This is a genomic window from Micromonospora sp. NPDC047074 (assembly GCF_040643815.1).
Lineage (GTDB): Bacteria > Actinomycetota > Actinomycetes > Mycobacteriales > Micromonosporaceae > Micromonospora.
Genome location: NZ_JBEYVB010000017.1, coordinates 42,024 through 59,848 on the forward strand (window position 1 = coordinate 42,024; position 17,825 = coordinate 59,848).

The following is a 17,825-nucleotide window of genomic DNA, read 5'->3' on the forward strand; positions in this document are numbered from 1 at the left end:
GGAGGGCGGAGGCGCCGGCGGTGGCCCGGGGCACGTCGCGGCCGAAGGCCACGCGGCACGTTCCATTCGGCCGGAATTGCCGTACCGTCGAGCAACAATCGGACATAAAGCTTGATCTCAGAAGTCTCGACGTAATATCCGAAGAAGCTCCCGTCTCATGTGCACGGCAACCAATGCAGATGTCACTCCACGGAGTGCCGCGACAACTGCCGGCATTGAAGCTATCAGATGTTCGCCCCGATCGGACCAGGCTGTTGCGTCACTCTCACGACAGGCCACACCGGAGGGTGAACCCGCAGGCAGCGATGGGTGCCAGCCCGCACCGCCGCCCCGGCGCGGCACTGGTCCGCCCTGGTCCGGCCCACCGTCGCGCCGGAGCCGGGACCAGCCGTCGTCGATGGTTCGGTGGCCGTCCGGCCAGCATCCTGGAGACGCCGATTTCGACTATCCTCACACTTCCGCGCGCCGCACCGTGCGCGCCTTTCCGGCGGTCCGGTCGATTCTCGACCGCGACGGGAGCAGCAGGTGGAAAGGGGACGGATTGATTCGCCGACGGGGTCGCCGAATGCGCCCGCCCAGCGAGCGCGCACCAGCTCGACTCCGGGTGGCGCCGTTGTCCGCACCCGAGCCGGCGCGGCACCGTCCGTCCGGAACCAGGCGCACCATCCGCTCCAGAAGGGACATCCGATGACGACCACCGTCCCGTCCACGCTGCGCAGGTCGCGGCTGGGCCGCGCGTACGGCGAACAGCTCGCCCGGAGCGGGTCGACGGGCGACCCGGCCGCCGCCGCCCGGGAGTCCACCACGCTGGCGCCGGAGCACCGGGACCGGCTCCTGCTCGGCCCCGCCTTCCTCAGCGAGGCCGAGCGCGGCAGTGTCACCCGGGACCTCCGCACGGTCTACGACCTGCTGCGCTCCCTGCCCGAGCGGGTGTTCGACGGGGACGTCGCCGCGACCGCCGAGGCCGTCGGCATGGACCCCCTGCAGACGGCACTGATCACGCGCGGTGCCCGCGCCGGGTCGCTCGTGCCGCTGGGCCGCGCCGACCTCTACCACGACGGCTCGGGGTTCCGCCTGCTCGAGTTCAATGTCACCAGCGCGCTCGGCGGCTTCGAGACCGCCGACATCAACCGGGCGATGCTGGCGTACCCGCCGCTGCGGGACTTCGTCGAGCGGCACCGGCTCCGGTACCCGGACACGCTGGGCTGCATCGTGCGGACGATGTCGGCCGAGTGCGCCGCCACGGTCCCCACCGACCGGCCGCCTGTCGTCGCGGTGGTGGACACGGCGGAGAACTTCCCGATCGTGGGGCCCCGGCTCCGGATGCTCGCCGAGATGCTGGGCCGGTACGGGATCGAGGGGATCGCCTGTCACCTGGGCGAGTTCACGTACCCGCGGGGCAGGCCCACCGTCGCGGGCCGGGCCGTCGACGTCGTCCTGCGGTACTTCCTGGTCGAGGACCTGGCCGACCCGGCGGTGGCGGCCGATCTGGAGCCGCTGCTGGTCGCCGTCGAACGGGAGAAGCTCGGCCTGGTCAGCCGCCTGGACGCCGAGCTCTACGGCAACAAGGGCGCCCTGGCGATGCTCTCCGACGACCGGCGCCGAGGGTTGTTCGACGCCGACGAGCTGGCCTGCGTCGACCGGATCCTGCCCTGGACCCGGTACGTACGCCCGCGCGGCACCGATCCCGGCGGCGCCGAGGTCGACCTGCTCAGCTATGCCCGGGCCCGGCAGGACGAGCTGGTCCTGAAGCCGACGCTGCTACACGGCGGCAACGGCGTCGTCGCCGGCTGGCAGGTGGACACGGCCGAGTGGGAGGCGCGGCTCGACGCGGCGGTGGACGGCCCGTTCGTGCTGCAACGCCGCGTCCGCCCGGCCGCCGAGCCGTTCCCCGACGGCGCCGGCGGCCTGCGGGACCTCTACCTCAACTGGGGGATCTACCTGGCCGACCGCGACGTGGTCGGCGAGGACGGATACGCCGGCTGCCTCGTTCGCGGCAGCACCGATCCGACGGTCGGGGTGGTCAGCGTGGGCGGCGGCGCGCAGCTCGGCTGCGCCTTCCACGGCGGCTGACCACCGACACCCGGTTGTCGGGCGCCGGAGCCCCGGCGCCCGACAGACCGGCAGCGGTTCAGGCGGCGGACCGCACCCGGTCGATCCAGGCCTCGACGTCGTCGGCGGTACGCGGCATCGCCGCCGACAGGTTCTCGTGACCGTCCTCGGTGACCAGGACGTTGTCCTCGATCCGGACGCCGATGCCACGGAACTCCTCCGGCGCCAGCAGGTCGTCGGCCTTGAAGTAGAGGCCGGGCTCGACGGTGAGGATCATTCCGGGCTTCAGCTCACCGTCCATGTAGTCCTGGCGCAGCAGCATCTGGCAGTCGTGCACGTCCATGCCGAGGTGGTGGGAGGTGCCGTGGACCATCCACCGCCGGTGCCAGCCGCCACTCTCCCGGTCGAGCGTCTGCTCGAGGGTCACCCCCTCGGGCAGCAGCCCCCACTCGTGCAGTCGCCGGGCGATGACCACGTTGGCGGCGGCGTGGATGTCGCTGAACTTGTTGCCCGGCTTCACCGCCGCCAGGCCGGCCTCCTGCGCCTCCAGGACCGCCTCGTAGATCTTGCGTTGCGCGTCGGTGAAACGGCCGGTCACCGGGAGGGTCCGCGTGATGTCGGCGGTGTAGAGGGAGTCGACCTCGACACCGGCGTCCACCAGGATGAGGTCACCCTCGCGCACCGGCCCGGTGTTCTTCGTCCAGTGGATGGTGTTGGCGTGGTCGCCGGACGCGCAGATGGTCTCGTAGCCGATCCCGTTGCCGTCGTGCCGGGCGTAGAGACCGAAGAGGCCCTCGACCCACCGCTCACCGCGGCCCTTGCGGACCGCCTCGGGCAGGCCGGCGATGATCGCCTCGAAACCCCGGTGGGTGGCGGCGATGGCCTTGCGCATCTCGCCCACCTCCCACTCGTCCTTGACGAGCCGCATCCCCGACAGGTGGCGGGCCAGTTCCTCGTCCGCCTCGTGCTGCCGCGTCGCCGGCTCGGCCGTCTCCGCCTGGGCCCGGGTCTCGTCGACGAGTCGGTCGAGCGCGCCGTCGGCCGCGCGAACCACCCGTACGGGGGTCGCACCGGCGTCCTTGGCCAGCGCGTCGGGCAGCGAGTCGATGTGGCGGGCGCTGATGCCCAGCCGCTGCTCGACCTGCTGGACCGTGGGGCGGGGCCCGACCCAGAACTCGCCGAACCGGGAGTCGGCGAAGAACTCCTCGCTGTCGCGCGGGGCGAGCGGCCGGAAGAAGAGGATGGCCTCGTGGCCGCCGTCGGGCTTCGGTTCCAGCACCAGGACGCTGTCCGGCTCGCTGTCGAACCCGAGGCCGGTCAACCAGGCGAAGGCCGTGTGCGGCCGGAAGGTGTAGTCGGTGTCGTTGCTGCGTACCTTGAGGCCGCCGGCGGGGATGATCAGGCGCTCGCCCGGGAACCTCCCTGACAAGGCCGCCCGGCGGCGCGCCGCGTGGTCGGCGGCCTCCCCGCGCGGGACAGGTGCCGCGTCCGGACTGGCCCAGCCGGAGGCGATGAAAGCGCGAAAAGCGTCGCTCGTCGGGGTGTTGCGGTGGCTGGCTTTCACCTGCTCGTCGCTTGTCATGGTCGATATCCTGCCACGCGGTCCCGAGCACCGGCAAAGCTGCGAGAACCCTCCACCGTGCCCACTGCCGCGCCCCTCCGGTCCGGGTCGGTCGTGGTCGCCGCCGTGGGGGCCTGCCGGGCCCGGATATGGACGTGTACGGCGCTGGCCCGGCCGTTCGGGCCCGCCGGGACGCAGCAATTGATCGACGTCTTGACATCCGTTGTAACATTTGCGAAGCCGCTAGATCGGCACAAGATGCGCGCCTGCCAAATCCGCCGTTTCCGCATTGTTTGATCCGACCGCCGACAGCCGTCGCCAACTATCGGAAAGCGAAGTGTCCATGCATTTCTCTGCGTTGGGTTCCATGGCAAGTTCAGCTCTCGGTCGTCGTTCGCGCCGCCGAGCGGGGCGAGCCGTCGTCGCGGCCGCGCTCGGTGTGGCACTGGTGACCGGGGCAGCGGCCGGCGCCGCCGCCGTCGCACCCGCCCCGCCGGCGAAGCCGACACCACCGACCATCGGCGGCCTGGTCGTGCAACAGGGCAACGTCACGGTCGACGGCGCGTCCCTGCGCTACACCAGGGCCGGGACCGGCACGCCGCTGGTGCTGCTGCACGGCTGGCCGCAGACGTCGCGGATCTGGCACAAGGTGCTGCCCGCCCTGGCCGGGCAGCACACCGTCATCACCTTCGACCTGCCCGGCCTGGGTGCCTCCACGGTCCCGGCCGGCGGCTACGACAAGACCACCACGGCGCGACGGATCCGGCAGGCGGTCAACCAGCTCGGCTTCACCCAGGTCGCCCTGTTCGGCCACGACCTCGGCGCGATGGTCGCCTACAACTACGCCCGCGACTACCCCACCGAGGTCACCCGGATCGGTGTCGCGGAAAGCCTGCTGCCGGGATTCGGGCTGGAGGACTTCTACGGGATCAGCTGGCACTTCCTTTTCAACGCCTCACCGGCGCCCATTCCGGAACGCGTCATGGACAACGAGGACGTCCCCACCTATCTCGGGATGCTCTTCGACCGTTCCGAGCACCCGGAGACGATCGACCGTAACGCCTACTATCGGGCGTATTCCGACCCGGCCAAGCGGACGGCGGGATACGAATACTACCGGGCGTTCCCGGCCGACGCCGCCGACTACCAGGCCCACGCGCAGAGCAAGCGCCTGACCATTCCCGTGATGGCCATGGGCGCCCAGGCCGTTTTCGGACCGGCCGTCGCCACCTCCTTCCAACAGGTCGCCAGCGACGTCCGCACCGTCGTCGCCCCCGACAGTGGACACTGGATCCCCGAGGAGAACCCGACCTTCCTCAGTGCCTGCGCGTTGCTCTTCTTCGGGCCCGCCACCGGCACACCGTCCAGCCCCGACCTCACCGGCTGCACCCCCTGACCGCTGGGTCACCCGCCAGTCGGACCACATCGCCACGCGCCCTGGTCGCGCAGCCTCGGCGGGGAAGGCAGCGGTCGCCCGCGCCATCCCCGCCGAGGTGTCGGTCGACAGGTGCGTCGCCGGCGGAGACCCCGGCTTCGCTCGCCGCGGCGGCCCAGGGCCGAACCTGAGGCGGACGACGGTCGCGACCGTCAGGCCGACGCGGGCGCGCCGTGGATCCGACCGGCGGCGTGCGGTGGGAGATCCCGCCTGGTTGCCCCGTCAGCTGTCGGCGTAGACGAGGTCCATCGTGTCGGTGTGCCCGGACCAGCGAAGTTCGAGGTGCCAGCAACCCGCCTGCGGCAGGTCGACGATCGACGGGCCGGGACCACCGGCGACCTCCCGGGTCACCCGCGTCCGCGTGCCGTGAAGGGTCGCGGTGATCGTCAGGGTGGTCGGCGAGGTCGCGGCGGACGGCGTCGCGGCGGGGTGCGCCACCCAGAGGATCTTGTTGTTCGCCCCGTCCCGCCTGGAGGCGGTGAGTGGACGCCCGAACAGGATCGCGACGATCTCGCCCTGCCCGCCGAGAACGTGTGGCACCCGGGGTTCGCCGCTGAAGCCGGCGTCCGCCCACTCCGGCAGGCGTCCCGTTTCGACCCGCGAAGCGCAGCCCGTCGGTGGGCTGGCCGCCGCGCCCGCCACAGCCGTGCTGGGCGCAGCCGTGCTGGGCGCGGTCCCGGCCCGGGTCACCGGCGGGTCCGCTGTCGAGCACCCCGCCAGCAGGACGACCGCCGCCAGCACCACCCCGCGTACCGAATTCACTTCGTGCCTCCCGGAGGGTCTCGTGTCCATCGGCGGGAGGCTCGTGCCTCCCACTGTCCGACACCGCCCGGGCGACCCGGGTTCCCGGGCAGCCCCGCCTGGGCTGTACCGCGCGGACGCACCCACCGCGCACCCCGGCCCTACTCCAGCGACTCGGCGATCTCGATCGCCTCCGCGCCGGTGAGATCGCCCTCGATCCGGTAGCTCACGCCGGCCTCCTCCCAGATCAGGGTCGACGCGGCGAGCCGTGCGGTCTCCAGACGGACGACGCCCGTGCGATCCGTGTAGGACACCGAGTGGGGGGCGCTGATCCAGACGGCGAAGTTGCCGTCGACCCGCACCCACTCCGTTCCCGGGCCGCTGACCCGCTTGTGGAACACCACGTCGAGACGGCCGTCGAAGGCATCGACACGCAGGGTGCCAGCGCGGTAGAGCAGTGTCGCCACCCGGCAGTTGCCCCTGTCGTCCGGGTCGGCCACCAACACCCGCTCGGGCTGGCCCAGCCTGGCCGGCACGCGGATCGGGAAGCGCACCTTCCGCTGCGCCTCGTCGACGGCCGCGGGCCGCTGCGCGGGCAGCGGCGACGGGCTGCCGGTGGGCGGTGCCGGCGCGGGGGCCACGGCGATCGTGATCCCCGCGAAGCGCAGCAGGCCGGCCACGGCGTCGGCGAGAGCGGCGCGGCCCGGCGGCAGCACCGCCACGAGCACGGCGACGAGCAGCGCGGCGAGGTGGTAGCGCCACCGACGTCGCCGACGCACGGGCGCGGCGAGGCGGGCGCGTACCCGGGCGGTCACGTCGGGGGGTTCGGGTGTCTCCAACCAGGCGGAGAGGTCGCGCAGCTCGCGTTCGAGGTCATCCACGCCGTACCTCCTCGACGTCGAGCAGGCCGCGGAGCTTCGCCAGCGCCCGGTGGGTCCGCGACTTGACGGTGCCGCGCGGCCAGCCCAGCAGTGTCACGGTCTCGTCCTCGCTGAGGTCGAGGAAGAACCGGCAGACGATCACCTCGCGGTCCCGCTCCGGCAGCATGCGCAGGGCCCGCACCAGGGTCGTCCGGCGTTCCCCGGCGAGGACCGCCTCGACGGCGACGTCACCGATGGCCTCCGACACCGGGTTCGCCACCGCCGCGCGCAGGACGAGCCCGTCGCGCCGGCTGCGCGACCGGTGCAGGTTGCGGGTCTCGTTGGCCACGATCGCCAGGAGCCACGAGCGGAAGGTCGCCTCGCCCCGGTACCGGGCGAGCTTGCGGTGGCCCTTCACGAACGCCTCCTGGATGATGTCCTCCGCGTCGGGGCCGGCGCCGAGCAGCACCGCCGTCCGGTACGCCGACGCCGTGTGCCGGGCGACCAGGAGTTCGTAGGCCGCCGGATCGCCCGCCCGGGCGCGGGTGACCAGTTCTTCGTCGTCCAGGGCAACCTCCGATCGGGACGCACTGATGACACCGCCCGAGCGGGCTGGGTTCCGGCACCGGAGGAATCTGCCTCGGCGGGACACCACGACCGGATGAGTGTGCAGAGCGCGCCGCGTCGCTCCTCGATTCTGGCGACCGTCGGCTCCGCCCTGCTGGTGGTGACCGGCGGTGCGCTGCTCTGCCCACGCCGTGCCCGGCCGGGAATGCCCGCCGGGAACGGCACCGGGTTCACGGTCCGCGCCAAGCACAAACGGCGCCAGCGGGGCCGAGCCCGCGGGTGAGCCGCGCCGCGCTCAGCCGAGCCGCTCGATCGTGGCGGGCACCAGATCGTGGCCGCGTGCGATGTCGATGAGTTGACGCAGCAGCCAGCGCAGCGCGTCGCCACCGGCTGGCTCGGACGTCACGTCGATGCACCAGGCGATGCCGCCACCGACCCGGCGCAGGTCCCAGCGGAGGTTCGTGTCGTTGACCCGCAGCCCTCCGGTGCCCGCCACGCCGGGATCGGGCCCACCCGGGCCGGGGACGTCGTTCATCCGCAACCGCGCGCTGAGGCGGGCGATCTGGTGACCGTCCGGTGCGCCGGCGAAGAGTATCCGGTGCACGTCCGGGCCGGCACCCAGCCGCAGCGGTGCCCCGGAGGTCAGCGGGGCGTCGTCGCGGAAGTGACCGCGCAGCGTCTCCTCGTCGGGCAGGCTGCCACCGCCGAGCCGGCGGTGGGTCGCCTCGGCGGCGGGACGGTCGACGGCCGTGAGGCGGGCGCGCAGTCGCGGATCCGTACGGATCGCCCGGGCGAACCCGGCCGAGCTCCACCAGCCCTCGGCCGGTGCCCAGCCGGCGCTGCGCAGACACACCGCCGACAGGTCGTCGCCCAGGACGAACTCCTCGACCAGCAGCCCGGTCGCCGGGCCGTCGCCCGCCTCGGCGCGCAGCAGGTAGTAGTCGAAGGTGGCGGTGCTCGACCGCGGCGTCAGCGCTCCCGTCGTCATTCCCGGACCGTACCGGCGGATGCGGCCCGGACCCGGCTCCCGGTGCCCGTGTCGGATTTTCTACAAATACAAGTCCGATAAAGCGGACCTGGTGGAGGGCCATGGGGACATGTTCGGGAGATGTTGTCCGGGACGTGGGGCCGCACTACGCTGTGGGCGGTTTCCCATCCATCTCGGCCTATGACGACGCGACTGCCACCGCAGCCGCGCCACTCACGCGTCCGCCCTGATCCGCCGCTGCCAGCACAAGTTTCGGCACGTCACGGCACGGCGACGAGACCAACGCGTCACGCGCGGCCACCGCCCCGCAGGACGCAGAACACTGCAGACCGAACACTATCAAGTCACCCGGAAGGGTCCCATCCCGGCTCCACCCACGACGGTCCGGCCATTCATGTCCGCCTAGGCGCGGAACTTTTAACCGGAGCGAGACCAAACGCCACTAGGGTCAGGGCGCTGATCGATCGACGTCGTGGGAGAAGCCTCGTACGGGTGGGGACCCGAAGGGGTGGGATGAGGGGGGCCATGTCCTTGGTCATCGGCATTGCGTCCTCGCCGGCCGAACGCAGGCAGCTCGCCCGGCTGCTCGGCGACACCGAGGCGTTTCTGATCGTCTCGAGCGTCGACCAGGCGCGGGAGTTCCTCGACGTGGCCGGGGCGCCCGACGGCACGGGTGACGCCACGCCCGTGCCGGCCGTGGTCGCCGAGGTCGGGGAAGGCGCCGGCCCGCCGCCGCCACCCGACCTGAGCGTCGACTCCGACCGACGGGTGCTGCGCTGGCTGGATCGCGAGATCTCGCTGACCCGGCTGGAGCACGATCTGCTGCTGTGCCTGGTCGGCGCGCCCGGGCAGGTCTGGACGTTCGAACGGCTGCACCTCGAGGTCTGGGGCAACGAGCACCTCGGTCGCGGCTCCGACATCCATTCCGTGGTACGGAGGGTGCGGCGCAAGCTCGTCGGGCTGGGCGCCTCGGCCACCATCCACGCGGTCCGTGGCGTCGGCTTCCGTCTCGCCCCGGTCTGACCCACCACCCACCACCCGTCGCCGCGGCGCGGCCGGTCACCGACGCCGTCCGCGGCCGGGCCACCTCCTGATCGCCGCCCACGAGGACGGATCCGGCCCGCCTGGTCGAAACCAGACGGGCCGGATCTGTCAGCAGGTGTCAGCCGTCAGCAGCGGACGGGCGACAGTGCGAAGTCCTCCACGGTGGGAGTGGTGGTGTTGATCTTCGTCTGACGGGTCTGGGGCTTCCAGTCGTCCTTGGCGACGATCAACGTGAGCGGGTTGTTCCGCCGGTCCAGCCAGTAGGCGTACTTGCCCTCGTCGTCGGTGGCGAAGGTGAACGACATCGCCCACGAGTCGACCTGAACCGTGGCACCGGCGATCGGCGCGCTGCCACCCTGGCACTTCGTCCCGGTGACCGTACCCATCAGCTTGCCCCACGTCGTCGGCTGCAGGACGTTCATCGTCACCGCGACCGGCTCCACCGTGTACGGGGTGTTCTGCTTGATGGCGACCGAGGCGGTGTAGGTGCCGGGCTGGTCGACGGCCGCCGACAGTCCGACGGTGACCGTTACGGCCTCACCCGGAGCCAGCGTGGCCTCCGTCTTGTCGATCGTCAGCCAGCTGACGTCGGCGGTGCTCGCCGTGCACTCCTCGAACCCGGGCAGCGCCTCGCTGTCGTTGGTGGCGGTGAAGCCACCGGACGAGCCGCCGACCTTGTAGAAGCCGCACGCCGCGCCACCGCGGTACCGCGCCGTGTTGGAGTTCGGCAGGTCGGACCACGAGTCGCTCGCCGGGTCGTAGGCGAAGCCCGCGTTGGTGATGGCGCCGCCCTGCGAGCCACCGACGACGAGGAGCTTGCCGTTGGCCACGGCGAACGAGCTGGCCCAGTTGTCGGCCGGCGCGTCGGCGATGGCGGTCCAGGTGTTGGCACCCGGGTCGAACGAGTAGCCGGCCTTCTGCGCGACGGTGCCGTCGTTGCCACCGGTGCAGTAGACGACGCCGTCGATCCCGCCGCAGGAGGCGAACGCCACCGCCTTCGGGTAGTCGGGCAGGGTCTCCCAGCTGTCACTGGCCGGGTCGTACCGGACGACGTCGTTCGACATCGGCGTGCAGGACGCCGTGGTGCAGCCGCCGACGGCGTACAGCTTGCCGTCCACGACCGCCTGGCCGGCGGCGGAGCGCGGCGCGGGGTTGTCGGCCTTCTCCGTCCAGGTGTTGGCCGCCGGGTCGTACGACCAGGTGGTGGCGTCGGGGCCGGACGGCCCCCAGCCACCGCTCGCGATGATCTTTCCGTCCAGTACGCCCACCGTCATGGCGGTACGCGCGCCGGGCAGATCGGCGATCGGCGCCCAGCTCAGCGCGACCGGGTCGTAGACGTAGTTCTTCGCCGACGACGCCGACCCGGTGCCACCCGCGATGGAGTACACCTTGCCGCCCAGGTTCACCACCCGGTTGTCCATCACCACCGCCGGGTAGTCGGCGATGTCGGTCCAGGGCGCCGCCTGCGGAGTCACGGCGGCCTTGGTGGACGTGGACGACATGCCGGACGCGCTGGCGGCGAACGAGGTCGGGACCTCGAGCCGCTGTTCCGGCGCGCCCTGGGACCCGATCACCTGCTGCTGGGTGATCCGGGACCCGTCGGCCTTGAGCAGCTCGAACCCGCCGGCCTGCTCACTGAACTTGACGTCGACCGGAGCACCGCCGGTGTTGGTCACCGTGAACGTCTTGGCGACCTTGCCGCTCGGCATCCGGAGAGTCCCGGCCAGCTGAGCCGGCTTGACCGTCAGACGGCCGGCCGCCAGCTGGAAGTTCGCCGCGGTCGCCCAGTCGGTCTCGACGTCGATCGACTTGGTCTGGCTGACGTAGTTGCCGGCCGCGGCGGTGAACTTGTGCGCGCCCGTCACGGACGAGTACAGCCAGTAGTAGCCGTCCGCCAGCCCCGGGTCGTCCGGCGTCGCCACGGTGGTGGCCTTCTCCGCCGGCTTGTCGACGCTGGTGACGGTGGCGCCGTTGACGTAGCCGTTGTCGTTCTTGTCGCGGACGTGGCCGACCACCAGGCCACCGTTGACCGGCACGCAGGTGAGCTGGCTGCCGATCAGCACGTTGTCGACCGCCCAGAACCACTCGTACGAGGCGTCGTAGTAGTGGAACCGGACCTGGACCTGAGCCTGGCCGGCAGCCTGCGGGATCTTGATCTCGGTCACCCGCGGGCCACGGGCGTCGGCAGCCTGCCGGAGCACGTTGGTCCACGTGGCCCCGCCGTCGAGGCTGAGGTCGACGTCGGCGCGGTCGCTGTTGAGCCAGTTGTAGTCCTGGTTGAACCGGATCACCGGAGCCGCGACGCCGGTCAGGTCGACGACCGGGCTGACGAGCGAGGTGTCCTGCTTGCCGCCGGAGCCGTACTCGTCGCTGTCGATGATCGCGAAGTTGCCGGCACCGCCGGTGAGGTTGCCACGGGCGCCCGGGTCCGTGAACTGCCAGACCTGACCGCTGTTCGCGTGGTCCACCACCGACCAGCCGGCCGGCACGGAGCGGCCGTCGAAGGTCTCGTAGACGCCGTCGGAGCCGAACTTGTAACCGGGCGCCGCGGTGCAGGCGTTGGTCTGCACCGGCACGGCCACGTTGGCCGTGAGGTTGCCCGTGCCGACCACGACCTCCTTGGTCACCGTCTGGTAGCCCGGGTACTGCGGGGCGACCTTCAGGGTGTACGTGGCGCCGGCCGGCAGGCTGAGGCTGTAGCGGCCGTTGGCGGGCGTGGTGTAGTCGGAGACACCCGACGGGCCCTCCACGGTCACCTTCGCGTAGAGCGGCCAGCCGTGCCCGGAGCCGTCGGTGACGGATCCGCTGACGGTGACGCTCGGCACCGCCGACAGCGCGACATCGAGCGTCGTGGTCACGTTGCGGGTGACCGTGGCCGGCGTCGTCTTGGTCGCGTAGCCGAACGAGGACACGGCGACCTGGTAGTCGCCTTCCGGAAGCAGCGACGAGTACGTCCCGTCGGCGCCGGTGACCAGGTCACGGGCCGCCGGACCGGTCAGGCTCACCGTGGCACCGGCGAGCGGGGCGCCGGTGGCCGCGTCGGTGACCTTGCCGGCCAGGGTGCCGGTGTCACCGATCGGGGCGGCGCTGAGCAGCGCGAGCGCGTCCAGCCGGCCCTCGCCGAAGACGTTGTTGTCGTCGGTGGTGCCACCGCACTGGGCGTCGGCCTTGTCGGTCGCCGAGTTGTCGAGCAGCGCCTGGGTGGCGGTGACCTCACCGACCAGCGCCGGCGCGGCCGACCACAGCAGCGCGATCGCGCCCGCGAGGTGCGGGGCGGCCATCGAGGTGCCGTTGTAACTGGCGTAACTGCTGCCCGGAATGCTCGACCGGACGTTCACGCCCGGAGCCGCGATGTTGGGCTTGATCTCGCCGTCCTGGCCGGCGCCACGGGACGAGAAGCTGGCGATGTTGTTGTTGATGTCGTAGGCGCCGGCCGAGTAGTTGCTGATCCGGCTGCCCGGGGAGCCGCTGGTCTGGCAGGCCGAACCGTTGTTGCCGTTGGACCAGACGCCGAAGATGCCCGACGCGGCCCAGGCCAGGGTCACGTCCTCCATGAACGGGTCGTTGGAGGGAACCCGGGTACCCCACGAGTTGTTGATGATGTTCGGCCGCTTGCTGGCGTCCGGGTTCTGGCCGTTGAGGTCCGTCGGCTCGAGCATCCACTCGCCGGAGGTGACAAGCGCCGCGTCGCTCGGGCAGCAGCCGTTGGCGGCGATCCACTTGACCTCGGGCGCCACACCGATCTGGTTGGCACCGTCGGCGCCGGCCATCGTGCCCATCGTGTGCGTGCCGTGGCCGTTGGTGTCGCAGGGCGCGGTGGCACAGGCCCCGGAGGTGCCGGCAGCGTTGAACCAGTTGTAGTTGTGGTCGAACGTGCCGTCGCCGTTGTTGCCCCGGTAGGAGTTCACCAGCGCCGGGTGGTTGAACTGGACCCCGGTGTCGATGTTCGCCACCGTGATGCCGGCGCCCTTGACGCCGTACTGGGACCAGACGTCGTCCGCGTTGATGTTGGCGATGCCCCACTCCAGGGCGTTCACCGTCTTCTCGTCGGCGCCCGAGGTGACCTCGGGCACCTCGTAGGCGACCGGGGCGTAGAGGCCCTCGACCTCGGCGTGGGCGGCGAAGTTCTGCGCCATCGTCAGCGAGCCACCGCTCACCCTGATCGCGTTGGACGCCCAGAAGGTCTGGTACTTCGTGCCCGAGCCGTCGAGCTCAGAGCGGACCTTGGCCTGGCTCTCGGCGGCGGTCTTCTTCAGCGCGTCGGCGACCGCGGTGCCGCGCTTGGCCCAGTCCTTGATCGCGGCGGCCCCGGTCAGGTCCGCCCGGTCCTTGAAGCGGATCCAGAAGTCGCCCTCCGTCTTGCCCTGGAGTTCCTTCGCGAGTTCCGGCCGGATCTTGTCGGCCGTGTCGGCCTGCGCGGCTGAACCGATGGTGGCCAAACCTGTGGCGGCGAGGATGATCGCCGCGCCGCCGCTCACCAGTGACCTGGCTAAGCGTCTCGCGGGTGGACGTCTGTGCATCAGTGGTGCCTCCTCCAGAACGACCCAGAGCTGAACGAGCCATGGTGGAGGGTGCAGGGGTGGTCTCCGTTCGGACGAACCGGATCGGGCCCCTCCATGCCCCCCAAGGAACCGCACGGATCACGTGGGCTGCCCGACTGGACACTATGATCGACAAGAAAGGACGATCAAGAACTTGCCGTAAGCAATTTGTCACTAGCCGCAGGCCGGCTGACGAGGCGCTTGCCAATAGTTGTCATGGTCGGCACGAAGCTGGGCAGAAATTGCCAATCGTTTCCGGGTGGGTGCTGTGGAGGCACGCGACGAAGGCGTCGCGCCGGGCGGATCCGCTCCGGCAGACGAACCGTTTCCGCTGGTCATCGCGGTGACGCCGACACCAGCCGAGCGGATCCGACTCGCGGAACTCCTCGACGGCGTGGCGCCGCTGCTGCTTGTCGCCGACCTCGACGAGCTGCGCAGACTGATCGCGGTCCCGCGGCAGCCCTCGCCCGTGGCACCGGCGGGAGACGTCGTCGACGACACCCTGACCATCGACTCGGTCCGGTCGGTCGCCAGCTGCCAGGGCCGCGAGGTCGGCCTGACCAGACTCGAACACCACCTGCTGGCCTGCCTGACCACCGCGCCGATCCGGGTCTGGAGCTACGCCGAGTTGCACCGCTCGGTCTGGCGCGACGAGGGCCTCCACCGCAAGGCGGACGTGCAGTCCCTGGTGAAGCGACTACGGCGCAAGCTCCAGGAGATAGGCACCGGCGTGACCATCGTGGCCGTACGCGGCGTGGGGTTCCGGCTGACCGACCACCAGCAGCCGAGGGTCAGCGGGTCGTGACGCCTGCCTGACTCAGGCAGATTGCGTCGCGGGACACGCAAGCGGCCATGTTTGAAACCCGCTGTCGGCGGGCACGGCGGCCGGCGGTGCGCCGCTCAGCGGTGGGGCAGGCCGGCCAGCCAGCGGTCCAGGGCCGCCGGGGAGTGGAAGAGCAGCACCGGCGGACCGGCCGGGTCGGCGTGCCAGGCCCGCATCCGCCGCCGCGCCCGGCCGAACGAGGCGACGTGCCACACCAGGATCGAGTCCGGGCCCAGCACACTGCCCAGCGACTCGCGGTTGCCGTTGCAGATCTCCTCCCCCGTCACCAGCCGGCGGGCGGTGCGGCGCAGCAGCCGCCAGAAGGAGAGCCAGCGCGGGTAGTCCAGACCGACCACCAGATCGGCGCGGGCCAGCACCACGTCCCGCCACCCGTGGTAGGCCCCGTCGAGGATCCAGCGCTCCCGGCGGCAGATCGCCTCGATCCGGTCGCGCTGCTGCGTCACCGGCACCTCGACCCAGCCGGGCTGCCAGAGCAGGTCGTCGACCGGGTACCACGGCACGCCGAGGCGCTCGGCCAGCCGGGCCGCGAGGGTGGACTTGCCGGCCCCGTACACCGCGTAGACCAGGATGCGGGACGGTGCGCTCATCGCGGCAGCGTACGCCGGCCGGGCAAGCCTGGTCGCCGGGGGCAACGCGGTGCGGCTGCTGGGCCACCAGCCCGCCGGAATGCCGGCATCGGCACCGGCGGGGCTGGTGGTCGGGTGAGGCCGGAAACGGCCGTCAGCAGCTTCCCCCGGGTTCGGTCGTGGTCTTCCAGTCGTCGGCCGTGGTGGCGGTGGCCTCCGGGGCGTGCACGATGGTGGAGAAGTTGTCGAAGTACGCCTGGAAGGTGGCCCCGCCCGAGATCCGCAGGAGCGACTCGTCGTTGGCGTAGATCGCGGGGCCCGTCCAGTTGAGCGCGCCGGTGTAGACAATCTCCTCCCGGGCGCCGCTCTTGAGCTGGCCGGAGATGGCGAACCACTTCGAGTGCACGCTCTTGGGCAGGGCCCGTCCCTCGCCGCTGAGCTTCCACCACCGCTGGACGGTGGAGCAGCGGAAGGCGTTGACGACCGAGGTGTTTCCGCCGTCGTCCCGGACGTGGTAGATGACCTGCACCACGCAGCCTTCCCGGTCCAGCTCGGCCAGCTGGCGGGCGATGTCGCCGCGGGTGAACCCGTTCATCGCGACCCGGATGAGGGTGCGGCCGTTGTGGCCCAGCCCCGCCGGCAGGTCGCGGGCCGTGCAGTCGGCCCGGGTCAGCATGTCCAGCACCGGGTTGTCCTTGCCGGTGGCCAGCGGGAAGAAGTAGTTACGGTAGACGCCGTATCCGGAGGCCGCCACGGAGCCGTCCGCGTTGTACGACACGGGCTCGCCGTCCGCCGAGCTGTAGTAGTCGTCGTTCTTGTGCTTCAGCGCCAGGTCGGAGAAGTAGGCGTTGAACTTGCCGTACAGGCCGGAGTTGTCGACGACCACCATGGCGTTCTCCCAGAACGGGCTGGAGGCCCACCAGTTCTGCGAGGTGATCAGCACGACGTCCTTGACGCCGCCGACCGAGGAGAGGGTGATGAACTTGTTGTGCATGATGCCGGTGCCCACGCACGCGTCGCCGGGCACGCTCCCGCACGCCACGTGCCACGAGGCGTCGGCGTTCGCCTCCGTCCTGGCCGGCAGGAAGTCGTAGGTCCACGGGTCGCTGCCGCCGGCCACACCGCTGTTGCTGCCGTGCACCACCCGGACGTCCACGCCGCGGGCGATCGCCCGTTGGATGGCCGCCCCGATGGCGGGGTTGCGCGCCTCGAAGATGGCCATCCGCACGACCGAGCCGGCGTCGGCGCCGTCGACCAGGCGGACGATCTCGTCGTACACGGCGGACTGCGCGGCGGTGTACGGGTTGTTGAAGATCGCGCGGGTGACCGGGGTGTAGGCGGCCCGGGCCGCCTCCTGTGTCACCAGCGGCAGGGCCGCCGCGGTCAGACAGCACGCGGCCGCCGTGGCGAGCAACCGGCGGGCGAACGCCGATCTCACAGTGGGGTATCGGAACAACATTGATGGAGGTTATCCCTGCGCATCGGCCGCAGACAGCTCGCAGAAAGTAGACGACCCTCGCCCCATGTCCGACATGGACGGTCCATGATGGACGAATGGGTTATCCTCCCGTATGGTCATGATCAGTCCCACACCTCTCATGGGTCTCGTAGCCGGCGTATGGGGATTCAAGACCCTCGCGGCCGGCGTCGAGCTCGGCCTCTTCAGCCGACTGGCTGACGGGCGGACGCTCACGGTCGACGAGGCAGCCACCGAGTTCGGGCTGCCCGAACGCCCGGCGGACCTGCTGCTGGCCGCGAGCGCGTCCCTCGGCCTGCTGGAGAAGACCGGCGACCGCTACCGCAACTCCGAGCTCGCCGAGCAGTTCCTGGTCGAGGGCCGTCCCTACTACTTCGGCGCGCAGATCCGCTACTCCGACCTGCACACCTACCTGCCCTGGCACCGGGTCGGCGAGGCCCTGCGCACCGACCGGCCCCTCACCTGGGACCCGCAGGCCCAGCAGTCGATGTTCGACACCACCGACCCGCAGATGCTTGTGGAGTTCTGGGACGCCATGTACTCCACGTCCAGCTTCACCGCCCGCGCCCTGGCCGACGCGTACGACTTCGGCGCGCACACCCGGCTGCTCGACGTCGGTGGCGGGGCCGGCGCGTTCCCGATCGAGTTCTGCCGTCGCCTGCCCGACCTGCGGGCGACCATCCTCGACCTGCCGCACGTGTGCGTCCGGGCCGGGGAACGGATCGCGGCGGCGGGCCTGAGCGGGCGGATCGGCACGGTCGGCGGCGACTTCCTGGCCGACCCCGCGCTGCCGGACGGGCACGACGTCATCCTGCTCAGCATGATCCTGCACGACTGGGACGAGCCGACCAACCGGGCGCTGCTGGCCAAGTGCCACGCGGCGCTGCCGGCCGGCGGGGCGATCGTCATCTGTGAGCTGCTGCTCAACGACGAACGCACCGGCCCGCCGGAGGCCGCCCTGATGGGCATGAACATGCTGATCGAGACCGAGGGCGGCCGGAACTACTCGGGCGCCGAGTACGCCACCTGGCTCGCCGACGCCGGCTTCGTCGACGTCCGCACCGTGCGGTTCGACTCCCCGGGCGCCAACGGGGCGGTGGTGGCCCGCCGGGCCTGACCCCCTCCCCGGGGCCGGAATGCGACCGGCCC

Annotated in this window: 14 protein-coding genes; 6 read left to right on the plus strand and 8 right to left on the minus strand. The window is 71.3% G+C overall.

Features of this window, described 5'->3' with window-relative positions; all coding sequences use genetic code 11:
- Nucleotides 1-687 precede the first annotated feature (687 nt).
- Entirely contained in the window at nt 688-2,073 is a 1,386-nt protein-coding gene (locus ABZ809_RS20830; protein ID WP_357564211.1) for a hypothetical protein, read from the plus strand.
- Nucleotides 2,074-2,131: 58 nt separating this feature from the next.
- Here ABZ809_RS20830 and ABZ809_RS20835 read toward each other — a convergent pair whose 3' ends face one another.
- Nucleotides 2,132-3,634 carry an aminopeptidase P family protein gene (locus tag ABZ809_RS20835; protein ID WP_357564212.1) on the minus strand — a complete coding sequence of 501 codons (1,503 nt, stop codon included), beginning with the start codon at nt 3,632-3,634 and terminating at the stop codon, nt 2,132-2,134.
- Nucleotides 3,635-4,061: 427 nt separating this feature from the next.
- Between ABZ809_RS20835 and ABZ809_RS20840 the strand changes: the two genes are divergently transcribed.
- Complete coding sequence (locus ABZ809_RS20840) at nt 4,062-5,009, plus strand: alpha/beta hydrolase (protein WP_357564213.1); 948 nt, start codon at nt 4,062-4,064, stop codon at nt 5,007-5,009.
- A gap of 261 nt (nt 5,010-5,270) precedes the next feature.
- Here the strand turns inward: ABZ809_RS20840 and ABZ809_RS20845 are convergent, their stop codons facing one another.
- From ABZ809_RS20845 to ABZ809_RS20855, 3 genes are all read right to left on the minus strand, one after another.
- On the minus strand, nt 5,271-5,810 hold the full coding sequence (locus ABZ809_RS20845) for a hypothetical protein (RefSeq protein WP_357564214.1): 540 nt from the start codon (nt 5,808-5,810) through the stop codon (nt 5,271-5,273).
- Nucleotides 5,811-5,950: 140 nt separating this feature from the next.
- Complete coding sequence (locus tag ABZ809_RS20850) at nt 5,951-6,670, minus strand: hypothetical protein (protein ID WP_357564215.1); 720 nt, start codon at nt 6,668-6,670, stop codon at nt 5,951-5,953.
- Nucleotides 6,663-7,304, minus strand: a complete 642-nt coding sequence (locus ABZ809_RS20855) for an RNA polymerase sigma factor (protein ID WP_357564216.1) — start codon at nt 7,302-7,304, stop codon at nt 6,663-6,665. Before ABZ809_RS20855 ends, ABZ809_RS20850 begins: the two co-directional genes overlap by 8 nt.
- A 6-nt stretch (nt 7,305-7,310) precedes the next feature.
- On the opposite strand from ABZ809_RS20855, the gene ABZ809_RS20860 reads away from it, so the two are divergent.
- Nucleotides 7,311-7,499 (plus strand): hypothetical protein, encoded by a 189-nt coding sequence (locus ABZ809_RS20860; protein ID WP_357564217.1) that lies wholly within the window; start codon nt 7,311-7,313, stop codon nt 7,497-7,499.
- A 12-nt stretch (nt 7,500-7,511) separates the two neighbouring features.
- Here the strand turns inward: ABZ809_RS20860 and ABZ809_RS20865 are convergent, their stop codons facing one another.
- A complete protein-coding gene (locus ABZ809_RS20865) occupies nt 7,512-8,204 on the minus strand; it encodes a hypothetical protein (protein WP_357564218.1) in 693 nt (230 codons plus the stop codon).
- 525 nt (nt 8,205-8,729) lie between these two features.
- Here ABZ809_RS20865 and ABZ809_RS20870 point away from each other — a divergent pair.
- The gene (locus ABZ809_RS20870) at nt 8,730-9,227 is read left to right on the plus strand and encodes a winged helix-turn-helix domain-containing protein (protein ID WP_357564219.1); all 498 of its coding nucleotides are present in this window, start codon (nt 8,730-8,732) and stop codon (nt 9,225-9,227) included.
- Nucleotides 9,228-9,373: 146 nt separating this feature from the next.
- Here the strand turns inward: ABZ809_RS20870 and ABZ809_RS20875 are convergent, their stop codons facing one another.
- Entirely contained in the window at nt 9,374-13,726 is a 4,353-nt protein-coding gene (locus ABZ809_RS20875; RefSeq protein WP_357564220.1) for a S8 family serine peptidase, read from the minus strand.
- A gap of 322 nt (nt 13,727-14,048) precedes the next feature.
- On the opposite strand from ABZ809_RS20875, the gene ABZ809_RS20880 reads away from it, so the two are divergent.
- Nucleotides 14,049-14,594 (plus strand): winged helix-turn-helix domain-containing protein, encoded by a 546-nt coding sequence (locus tag ABZ809_RS20880; protein ID WP_357564221.1) that lies wholly within the window; start codon nt 14,049-14,051, stop codon nt 14,592-14,594.
- Between the two features lie 95 nt (nt 14,595-14,689).
- Here the strand turns inward: ABZ809_RS20880 and ABZ809_RS20885 are convergent, their stop codons facing one another.
- Both ABZ809_RS20885 and ABZ809_RS20890 read right to left on the minus strand, forming a co-directional pair.
- Nucleotides 14,690-15,220, minus strand: coding sequence for an adenylate kinase (locus tag ABZ809_RS20885; protein WP_357564222.1), 531 nt, complete (start codon nt 15,218-15,220; stop codon nt 14,690-14,692).
- Between the two features lie 133 nt (nt 15,221-15,353).
- Nucleotides 15,354-16,658: a phospholipase D-like domain-containing protein gene (locus tag ABZ809_RS20890; protein ID WP_357564223.1), complete on the minus strand. Its 1,305-nt coding sequence runs from the start codon at nt 16,656-16,658 to the stop codon at nt 15,354-15,356.
- Nucleotides 16,659-16,776: 118 nt separating this feature from the next.
- Between ABZ809_RS20890 and ABZ809_RS20895 the strand changes: the two genes are divergently transcribed.
- Nucleotides 16,777-17,793, plus strand: coding sequence for a methyltransferase (locus ABZ809_RS20895; protein ID WP_357564224.1), 1,017 nt, complete (start codon nt 16,777-16,779; stop codon nt 17,791-17,793).
- Nucleotides 17,794-17,825: the final 32 nt, after the last annotated feature.

Bases quoted from the DNA above. Each gene is read 5' to 3' on its own strand.
- ABZ809_RS20860 (WP_357564217.1), top strand. From the start codon at position 7,311: ATGAGTGTGCAGAGCGCGCCGCGTCGCTCCTCGATTCTGGCGACCGTC.
- ABZ809_RS20835 (WP_357564212.1), bottom strand. From the start codon at position 3,634: ATGACAAGCGACGAGCAGGTGAAAGCCAGCCACCGCAACACCCCGACG.
- ABZ809_RS20865 (WP_357564218.1), bottom strand. From the start codon at position 8,204: ATGACGACGGGAGCGCTGACGCCGCGGTCGAGCACCGCCACCTTCGAC.
- ABZ809_RS20830 (WP_357564211.1), top strand. From the start codon at position 688: ATGACGACCACCGTCCCGTCCACGCTGCGCAGGTCGCGGCTGGGCCGC.
- ABZ809_RS20895 (WP_357564224.1), top strand. From the start codon at position 16,777: ATGATCAGTCCCACACCTCTCATGGGTCTCGTAGCCGGCGTATGGGGA.
- ABZ809_RS20870 (WP_357564219.1), top strand. From the start codon at position 8,730: ATGTCCTTGGTCATCGGCATTGCGTCCTCGCCGGCCGAACGCAGGCAG.
- ABZ809_RS20890 (WP_357564223.1), bottom strand. From the start codon at position 16,658: ATGTTGTTCCGATACCCCACTGTGAGATCGGCGTTCGCCCGCCGGTTG.
- ABZ809_RS20885 (WP_357564222.1), bottom strand. From the start codon at position 15,220: ATGAGCGCACCGTCCCGCATCCTGGTCTACGCGGTGTACGGGGCCGGC.